Source organism: Sphingomonas flavalba (genome assembly GCF_004796535.1).
GTDB classification, from domain to species: Bacteria; Pseudomonadota; Alphaproteobacteria; order Sphingomonadales; family Sphingomonadaceae; genus Sphingomonas_L; species Sphingomonas_L flavalba.
This window is the reverse complement of the sequence record NZ_SPHY01000029.1, coordinates 1-9,647: the sequence shown is the minus strand read 5'-3', so window position 1 is coordinate 9,647 and position 9,647 is coordinate 1. Positions and strand designations below refer to the sequence as shown.

Annotated in this window: 6 protein-coding genes; 5 read left to right on the top strand and 1 reads right to left on the bottom strand. The window is 70.3% G+C overall.

The window, feature by feature from the left end:
• Window positions 1-135: 135 nt before the first annotated feature.
• Window positions 136-2,397, top strand: a complete 2,262-nt coding sequence (locus tag E4A53_RS14360; protein ID WP_136163803.1) for an NADP-dependent malic enzyme — start codon at window positions 136-138, stop codon at window positions 2,395-2,397.
• A gap of 25 nt (window positions 2,398-2,422) precedes the next feature.
• Here the strand turns inward: E4A53_RS14360 and E4A53_RS14355 are convergent, their stop codons facing one another.
• Window positions 2,423-3,481, bottom strand: coding sequence for a mannose-1-phosphate guanylyltransferase/mannose-6-phosphate isomerase (locus E4A53_RS14355; protein WP_136163802.1), 1,059 nt, complete (start codon window positions 3,479-3,481; stop codon window positions 2,423-2,425).
• Window positions 3,482-3,670: 189 nt separating this feature from the next.
• Between E4A53_RS14355 and E4A53_RS14350 the strand changes: the two genes are divergently transcribed.
• The 4 genes from E4A53_RS14350 to E4A53_RS14335 form a co-directional block, all read left to right on the top strand.
• Entirely contained in the window at window positions 3,671-5,059 is a 1,389-nt protein-coding gene (locus E4A53_RS14350; RefSeq protein ID WP_136163801.1) for a TIGR03013 family XrtA/PEP-CTERM system glycosyltransferase, read from the top strand.
• A gap of 1 nt (window position 5,060) precedes the next feature.
• Window positions 5,061-7,118 carry an XrtA/PEP-CTERM system histidine kinase PrsK gene (prsK, locus tag E4A53_RS14345; protein WP_136163800.1) on the top strand — a complete coding sequence of 686 codons (2,058 nt, stop codon included), beginning with the start codon at window positions 5,061-5,063 and terminating at the stop codon, window positions 7,116-7,118.
• The gene (gene prsR, locus E4A53_RS14340) at window positions 7,118-8,476 is read left to right on the top strand and encodes a PEP-CTERM-box response regulator transcription factor (protein WP_136163799.1); all 1,359 of its coding nucleotides are present in this window, start codon (window positions 7,118-7,120) and stop codon (window positions 8,474-8,476) included. Before prsK ends, prsR begins: the two co-directional genes overlap by 1 nt.
• Window positions 8,457-9,647, top strand: a 1,191-nt coding sequence (locus E4A53_RS14335; protein ID WP_136163798.1) for a tetratricopeptide repeat protein, incomplete at its 3' end; no start/stop codon positions are given. The genes prsR and E4A53_RS14335, both read left to right, overlap by 20 nt.

The following is a 9,647-nucleotide window of genomic DNA, read 5'->3' as shown; positions in this document are numbered from 1 at the left end:
CCCCCACCCTGCCTCCAATAGGCACCGGCCGTGGGGAGGCCGGGTGGGGGAGCGGGCCGGTGCCGCTCAAACAGGACAAACCCTAGGCGGTTCGGGCCGATTGTCTTCGCGGGCACGACGACTATAGCGGGGGCCATGGACGACGATTTCCGCAAAGCCGCGCTCGACTATCACCGCCACCCCCGCCCAGGGAAATTATCGGTCGAGGCGACCAAGCGGATGGAGACGCAGCGCGACCTGGCGCTGGCCTATTCGCCCGGCGTCGCCGCCGCCTGCGAAGCGATTGTCGCCGATCCGCACAGCGCCGACCTCTACACCGCCCGCGCCAACCTGGTCGGCGTCGTCACCAACGGCACCGCGGTGCTCGGCCTCGGCAAGATCGGGGCGCTGGCGTCGAAGCCGGTGATGGAAGGCAAGGTTGTGCTGTTCCGCAAGTTCGCGGGGCTGGACGCGTTCGACATCGAGGTCGACACGACCGACCCGGAGCGCTTCTGCAACGCCGTCGCCGCGCTGGAGCCGACCTTCGGCGGCATCAACCTGGAGGACATCAAGGCGCCGGAATGCTTCGCGATCGAGGCGGAGCTGCGCCGGCGGATGAACATCCCGGTGTTCCACGACGACCAGCACGGCACCGCCATCGTCTGCGCCGCGGCGGTCCGCAACGCGTTGCTGCTGCAGGGCAAGAAGATCGCCGACGTACGGCTGGTCACGTCCGGCGCCGGCGCCGCCGCGCTCGCCTGCGTCGACCTGCTGGTGGCGATGGGCCTGCCGATCGCCAACGTCACCCTGACCGACATCGACGGGGTGATCCACGCCGGGCGCGAGGGGATGCTGCCCAACATGGCGCGCTATGCCCGCAACACCGACGCGCGGACGCTGGCGGAGGTGGTGGCGGGCGCCGACATCTTCCTCGGCCTGTCGGCGCCGGAGGTGTTCAAGCCGGAATGGCTGCCGCTGCTCGCCGACAAGCCGCTGCTGCTGGCGATGGCCAACCCCGATCCGGAGATATTGCCCGAACTGGTCCGCGCCGCGCGCCCGGACGCGATCGTCGCCACTGGCCGATCGGACTATCCGAACCAGGTCAACAACGTCCTGTGTTTTCCCTACATGTTCCGCGGCGCGCTGGACGTCGGCGCGACCGAGATCAACGAGGCGATGAAGGTTGCCGCGGTCGAGGCGATTGCCGCGCTGGCCCGCGCGACGCCGGAGGAAACCGTTGCCAACGCCTATGGCGGCGAACGGCTGATCTTCGGCGCCGATCACATCATCCCCAAGCCGTTCGATCCGCGCCTGATTCTGGAAGTGGCGCCGGCGGTGGCGAAGGCGGCGGGAGACAGCGGCGTCGCGCGACGGCCGATTGAAGACATCGAGGCCTATCGCGCTTCGCTCGCCCGCTTCTCTTACCGGTCGGTGCAGCTGATGATGCCGGTGTTCGAGGCGGCGCGGCGCGGGACGGCGCGGCGCGTCGCCTATGCCGACGGCGAGGCGCAGCGGGTGCTCCGCGCGGCGCAGACGGTGGTCGACGAACGGCTGGCCCGGCCGGTGCTGATCGGCCGGCGCGCGGCGATCGAGGCCGGGCGCGCCGCGCTCGGCCTGCGCTTCCGCATCGGCGAGGATGTCGAGGTGGTCGATCCGGCGACGGACGACGCGCTGTTCGACGCGCTCGGCGGCGAATATGCGGCGATCGTCGACCGGCGGGGCGTGCCGCCGGCGGAGGCGGTCAAGCGGCTGAAACGGCGGTCGACGATCACCGCCGCCATGCTGCTGCGCGCCGGCCATGTCGACGCGGCGCTGGGCGGCGGGCCGGGCGACTGGTGGAGCGACATGAAGATGGTGCTCCAGGTCATCCCGCGCGCCAAGGGGGTGGCGCGCACCTATGCGCTGACCGCGCTCATCACCCCGCACAGCACCCTGTTCTTCTGCGACACCCACCTGATGGTCGACCCTGATGCCGGCCAACTGGCGGAGATGACGCTGCTCGCCGCCGATCAGGTGCGCCGGTTCGGCATCACGCCGAAAGTGGCGCTGGTCTCCCATTCCAATTTCGGCGCGTCCAATTCACCGAGCGCGCGCAAGATGCGCGACGCGCTTAAGCTGATCCGCCTGCGCGCGCCGGATCTGGAGGCAGACGGCGAAATGCATGCCGATTTCGCGATCAACCCGGTACTGCGCGGCCAGGCAGTGACCGCCAGCCCGCTGACCGGCGCCGCCAATCTGCTGGTAATGCCGTCGCTCGACGCCGCCAACATCTCGCTGACGCTGCTGTCGTCGGTGACCGGCGGGCTTGCGGTGGGGCCGATGCTGCTCGGCCTGTCGAAACCGGTGCACGTGCTCGTCCCGGCGACAACGACGCGCGGCATCGTCAACATGACCGCCTTTGCGGTGGCGCAGGGATAGCCTGCGTCCGCGCGAGGGGCGGGGTTCAGGGTCGGGTGGCCTTCAGGGCCTCGACGATCCGTTTCACTTCCTGCGAGCGGCCGCGCGGCAGAACCAGGACATGGTTGCCGCTGGCGACGACGATCAGGTCGCTAACCCCGATCGCGGCGATCGTCGGCCCGTCGCTGCGCAGCAGGCAGTTGCGGGTGTCGATCGCCAGCACGTCGCCGCCCATGGCATTGCCGTCGCCGTCATGCGGGACCATCGCGTGCAGCGCGTCCCAGCAGCCGACGTCCGACCAGCCCATCGCCACCGGCACCACCGCGATCCGTTCCGCCCGTTCCATCACCGCATAGTCGATCGAGCGCGCCGGTGACGCCATGAAGGCTTCGCCATCCGGGTGGATGCGGCCGCCAGCCTGCTCGCCCCACGCCATGGCGCTGCGGGCGGCAGTCAGTATTTCCGGCGCGTGGGCAGCGAGCGCGTCGAGATAGGCGTCGGCGCGCAGCAGGAAGATGCCGCCGTTCCAGGCATGGCCGCCGGCGGCGAGCATCGCCTCCGCCGCAGCGCGGTCCGGCTTCTCGACGAAGCGGGCGACGCGGTGGATGCCGTCGCCCAGCGCATCGCCGACAGCGATATAGCCATAGCCGGTTTCCGGCGCGTCAGCGGCGATGCCGAAGGTCACCAGCCAGCGGTCGGCGACGTAGGGCAGCGCCCGGGCGATGGCGGCGTGGAAGGCGGGCAGGTCGTCGATGACATGGTCGCTCGGCATGACCAGCAGCGGCGTTTCGGGATCGGTGGCGGCAAGGGCGGCGAGCGCGATCGCCGGCGCGGTATCGCGCCCGGCCGGTTCCAGGATCAGCAGCGCCGGGCTGATGCCGACCTGTTCGAGTTGCTGTTCGACCATGTCGGCATGGGCGCGGTTGGCGACGACGATCGGCCGGGCGAAGCGCGCCGCATCACCGGTGCGAAGCGCGGTCAGTTGCAGCATCGTCTGCGCCGCGGTCAGCGCCATCAGTTGCTTCGGCCGCTCGGCGCGCGACATCGGCCAGAGCCGGGTGCCGGCCCCGCCGGAGAGGATGACGGGGGTGATGGGCAAGGTCATGTAGCGGCGTGTTCCATGCTGAAACCGGAATGTGGTGGCCAGAGGACAACCCCGAATCCGGGGCGAAAGCTCCCCCTATCCGGCGCCTTCAGGAAAAATTTGTCAATTTGGGCGACAGGGGGGCGGGTGTCGGAATGTCTTACGCCGCCGCGCAGGACGGACCCGACGGGAACGGGCAACGCGATCGGTATGGTCAAACTGTTCAGGCATTATGTCCCGCACGCCGTGCTGGCGCTGGGTCTGCTCGACCTGGCGCTGCTCGTCGTCGCGGCGGAGGCGGGCTGGATCTACCGCGCCGGACAGATCGGCATGGTGGTCGAGCCGATCGCCACCCGCATCCCCCAACTGCTGAGCTTTGCCCTTTGCGTCCAGCTGTCGATGATCGCGGTCGGCGTCTACGGCACCGAGGCACTGCAATCGCTGCGTTTCGCGGCGGCGAGGCTGATGGTGGCGATATCCCTCGGCATCATCCTGCTGTCGCTGGTCTATTTCCTGCTGCCCGATTTCAGCCTGTGGCGGTCCAACCTGTTCTACGCGATGATGCTGTCGTCCGCGCTGCTGATCGGCATGCGGGTGCTGATGGGCCGTACGCTCGGCGGGCAGGTGTTCAAGCGGCGGATCGTCGTGCTCGGCGCCGGTCCGCGCGCCGCGCGGATCAAGGCACTGGCGCAGGCGCGCGGCGCTGGTTTCGCCGTCGCCGGCTATGTCGGCATGCACGAAGGGACGGCAGCGATCGTCGAGGCGGTCGACCGCGACGCAATCCCCAACCTTGCCGCGCATGTCGTGCGGCTGAACGCCAGCGAGGTCGTGCTGGCGCTGGAGGAACGGCGCAACGCCCTGCCGATGCAGGACCTGCTGCGCATCCGCACCACCGGCGTCCACGTCAACGAGATATCGACCTTCCTTGAGCGCGAGACCGGCCGGGTCGACCTGGACAGCGTCAACCCGTCCTGGCTGATCTTTTCCGACGGATTCTCGTCCGGACGGCGACTGTCGAGTATCGCCAAGCGGCTGTTCGACCTGTGCGCCAGCCTGCTGCTGCTGGTCGTGACCCTGCCGATCATCGCCATCGCTGCCGTCGCGGTGAAGCTGGAAAGCCGTGGCCCGGCCTTTTTCCGGCAGGTCCGCGTCGGCCTGTACGGGCAGGATTTCAGCATAGTGAAGCTGCGGTCAATGCGAGAGGGCGCCGAAATGCCCGGCGAGGCGCGGTGGACGGAGAAGAACGATCCGCGGATCACCCGCGTCGGCCGCCTGATCCGCAAGACGCGGATCGACGAATTGCCGCAGTTGTGGACGGTGCTGAAGGGCGAGATGAGCTTCGTCGGCCCGCGCCCGGAACGGCCGCAATTCGTCGCCGACCTGGAGAACCGGCTGCGCTTCTATGCCGAACGCCATATGGTGAAGCCGGGAATCACGGGCTGGGCGCAGATCAACTACCCCTATGGCGCGTCGATAGAGGATGCGCGGCGCAAGCTGGAATACGACCTGTATTACGCCAAGAACTATACACCGTTCCTGGACCTGCTGATCCTGATCCAGACGGCGCGGGTGATCCTGTGGCCGGAAGGAGCGCGCTGAGATGATCGAGGCGGCCGCGATCTGGGGCCATGCGATCGCCGCGACGCTGTTCGCGGCGCTGGCGGTGTGGCAGGCGCGCCTGGGCGGCGCGTCCTACCAGCGCAGCATGCTGGCCGGCGCGCTGGCGCTGACCGCCGCCTGGGCGCTGGCGACCGCCGCGCTCGGCCCGGCATCGCTGGTCGCGCGGGTGGCGGAAAGCGCCCGCAACCTGGGCTGGCTGGGGTTCATGTTCCTGCTGCTGCGGCTGGGCGAGGGCGACCAGCGCAAGGCGGCGGTATCCGGCCTGTACGGCGTCGTCGCGCTGGTCATCGGCGCGGAGATCGTGATCGATCTGGCGCTGCGCGACATGACCGGCGAAGTCGACAGCGTCGTCCTGTTCGTCGCGCTGGTGCTGCGGCTGATGGCGACGATCGGCGCGCTGGTGCTGGTCCACAATCTCTATACCGCCGCCGCACCGGCCGCCCGCGCCGGCATCCGGCTGGCGATCACCGGCGTCGCGGTGATGTGGGCCTATGACCTGCAGCTTTACACCGTCGCCTATCTTGCCCCGGCCTGGGCGGGCGAGATCGCGGCGCTGCGCGGCATCGTGATGCTGGTGCTGGCGCCGCTGTTCGGGCTGGCCGCGCGGCGGCGGGATGCGTGGAAGATCCGCCTGTCGCGCACCGTCGCCTTCCAGTCGCTCTCGCTCGCCGCGATCGGCGCCTATCTGATCGTGATGGTGGTGGTGACGACCGCGCTCGCCCGTTTCGGCGGCGAGCAGGCGCGGGGGGCGCAGGTCGCCTTCGTCTTCGGCTCGACGATGGCCGCGCTGCTGCTGCTACCGGCGGCACCGTTCCGCGCCTGGTTCAAGGTCAAGCTGGCCAAGCATTTCTTCCAGCACCGTTACGATTACCGGACCGAATGGCTACGCTTCACCGAGACGCTCGGCCGGCCCGGCGCGGACGGCGGCTCGCTCGACCAGCGTGTTGTCCAGGCGATTGCCGACATCACCGAATCGCCGGGCGGGCTGCTGCTGCTGCCCGATGACAGCGGCGGCCTTGCCAGCCAGGACCGGTGGAACTGGCCGTCGCTCGACGCGCCGGCGATCGGCGGCGACGCGGCGCTGGTCGCCCATTTCGAGCGGACCGGCCGGATCGTCGAGCTGGACGCGGTCCGGCGGGGCGCCAGCGCGGATGCCGAGGCGATGCCGGAGTGGACGCTGGCCTGCCCGTCGGCCTGGGCGGTAGTGCCGCTGGTCCATTACGACCGGCTGGCCGGGGTGGTGCTGCTCGCCCGCCCGGCGATCGACCGCACGCTGGACTGGGAGGATTTCGACCTGCTGCGCGTCGTCGGCCGGCAGGCGGCCAGCTACCTGGCCGAGGCGCGCGCGGCCGAGGCGCTGTCTGAAGCGCGGCGCTTCGACGAGTTCAACCGCCGCTTCGCCTTCATCATGCACGACATCAAGAATCTGGTCAGTCAGCTGACCCTGCTCGCCCGCAACGCCGAGCGCCATGCCGACAACCCTGATTTCCGCGCCGACATGATCGCAACGCTGAAAGAATCGGCGACGCGGATGAACGACCTGCTTGCCCGCTTGTCGCAGCACAACAAGGGGCGGACGGCGGAGCCGCGCCCAGTGCCGCTGCTGTCCGCCGCCGAGGCGGTCGCCAGCCGCAAGCGGTCGTCGCACCCGGTCACCCTCGACGGGCCGGCGGAGCTGTTCGTCTTCGCCGATCCGCTGCGGCTGGAGCAGGTGCTCGGCCACCTCGTCCAGAACGCGATCGACGCCAGTCCGCCCGGCGAGCCGGTGCATGTCACCGTCCGCCGCCACGGCGTCGACGCCGCGGTCGAGATCGTCGATCGCGGGTCGGGGATGAGCGGCGATTTCATCCGCACCCAGCTGTTCAAACCGTTCGCGTCGACCAAGGCCGGCGGGTTCGGCATCGGCGCCTATGAGGCGCGGACGCTGGCAGCGATGATGGGCGGCCGCATCGAAGTCGAAAGCCGCGAGGGCGAAGGCAGCCGGTTCACCCTGATCCTGCCGCAGCCCGCCGGCACCCCTGTTCAGAAGGTAGCGTGATGAGCGACAAACCCCGCCTGCTGATCGTCGAAGACGACCAGGGCCTGCAGCGGCAGCTGCGCTGGGCCTATGAGGATTACGAGGTGCTCGTCGCCGGCGACCGGCAGGCGGCGATCGATGCGCTGCGGCTGGGCGAGCCGAAGGTGGTGACACTCGACCTCGGCCTGCCGCCAGACCCGGACGGGACCAGCGAGGGGTTCGCCACCCTGGCGGAGATACTGGCGCTGGCGCCGGACACCAAGGTGATCGTCGCTTCCGGCCACGGCGCGCGCGAAAGCGCGCTGCGCGCGATTTCCGGCGGCGCCTACGACTTCTACCAGAAGCCGGTCGACATCGACGAGCTTGGCCTGATCGTCCGCCGCGCCTTCCACCTCCACGCGATCGAGGCGGAGAACCGGCGGCTGGCGGAGAGCGTGGACGGCCGCCATGCCGTGCTCGGCGGGATGATCACCGCCGCGCCGGAGATGCTGAAGGTGGCGCGGACGATCGAGCGGGTCGCCGGCACCAACGTGTCGGTGATGCTGCTCGGCGCCAGCGGAACCGGCAAGGAGTTGCTGGCGCGCGGCCTGCACGACACCAGCCGCCGCGCCGGCGCCTTCGTCGCGATCAACTGCGCCGCGATCCCGGAAAACCTGCTGGAGGCCGAACTGTTCGGCCATGAGAAGGGCGCGTTCACCGGTGCGATCAAGACCACCGAAGGCAAGATCGAGCAGGCCGAGGGCGGCACGCTGTTCCTCGACGAGGTCGGCGACATTCCGCTTGCCCTTCAGGTCAAGCTGCTGCGCTTCCTCCAGGAACGGGTGATCGAGCGGATCGGCGGGCGCAAGGCGATCCCGGTCGACACCCGCATCGTCTGCGCCACTCACCAGAATCTCGACGAGATGATCGGCGACGGCCGGTTCCGCGAGGACCTGTATTACCGCCTCGCCGAAATCGTCGTGAAGATCCCGACGCTGGCCGAGCGGCCGGGCGACGCCGGCCTGCTCGCCCGGCATTTCCTCGGCCGCTTCGCCAAGGAGATGAACCCTGCGGTCAAGGGCTTCACCCCCGACGCGCTGACCGCGATCGACGCGTGGAGCTGGCCCGGCAACGTCCGCGAGCTGGAGAACCGGCTGAAGCGGGCGGTGATCATGGCCGACGGGCGGCTGGTCACCGCCGCCGACCTCGACCTGGAGGCACAGGACGAGGACGAGGCGCTGATCAACCTGAAGGCGGCGCGCGAGCGGGCCGACCGCAAGGCGATCCGCCATGCTCTTGCCCGCACCGAGAACAATATCTCCGGCGCCGCCAAGCTGCTTGGGATCAGCCGGCCGACGCTGTACGACCTGCTGAAACAGTATGACATCTCTACGGCCTAGCCGCTGGCGGCTGCTGGCGCCGCCGCTGCTCGCGGCTCTGGCCGGGGCAGCGCCACCACCGCCGCCGCTGGTCGAAGGGGTGGCGGCGCTTACCCTGCACCGGCCGCGCACCGCCCGCGTCCACCTGATGAACGCGGTGCGGACCGATCCGGCGAACGGCCTTGCCCGCGCCCTGCTCGGCCGGGTGGCGCTGGCCCTGGGCGACGGCGACGGCGCAGTCGCGGAACTGCAGCAGGCGCGCGCCGCCGGCTTCCCCGCCGCGCGCAGCCGGCACCTGATGGCCGAAGCGCTGCTGCTGCGCGGCGATGCCGCCGGGGCGCTAGCCGAGGCGGATGCCGCCGCCATCCCCGCCCGTTACGCCGCCTATGCCGCGCGGATACGCGGCCGTGCCCGCGCCGCGCTGGGCGACAGGCCAGGCGCCGTCGCTGAATTCGAGACGGCGCGGACGCTGGCGCCGCGATCGGCGGCGGTGTGGCAGGACATCACCCGCTTCCGCCGCGACAGCGGCGAGGTGGCCGGAGCGATCGTGGCGGCGGCACAGGCGGTCGCGCTCGACCCGCGCGACCCGGAGGGCTTGCGCCTGCGCGGCCTGCTTGTTCGCAGCCAGTTCGGCCTCACTGCCGCTCTCCCCTGGTTCGACCGCGCCGTCGCCGTCGATCCCGGCAACGTCCCGGCATTGCTCGACAAGGCGGCGACGCTGGGCGATCTCGGCCGTTACCGCGAGATGCTGGCCACGACCCGCGCCGCGATGGCGTTCGACAGCGGCAACGCGACGGCCTTCTATCTGCAGGCGGTATTGGCGGCACGGGCCGGGAAGCCGGCGCTGGCGCGTAGCCTGCTCGACCGCGCCGGCCCCCGGCTGGATGCGTTGCCGGGGGCGATGCTGCTCGATGGCATCCTTGCGATCCGGCTTGGCGTAAACGCGCGGGCGGTCACCCGGCTCGATGCGCTGGTCGCGCGCCAGCCCGACAACCTCGCCGCGCGCCGCCTGCTGGGCCTTGCCCACTGGCGCTACGGCGCCCCGGCGGAGGCGATCGCCGCGCTGGCGCCGGCCGCTGCGTTCGGCGATCGCTACGCGGCGGCGCTGACCGGGCGCGCCTATGAACGGCTGGGCGACCGGCGGGCGGCGGCGGCGTGGCTCGATCGCGCGGCACGCCCGGCCGACGTCACA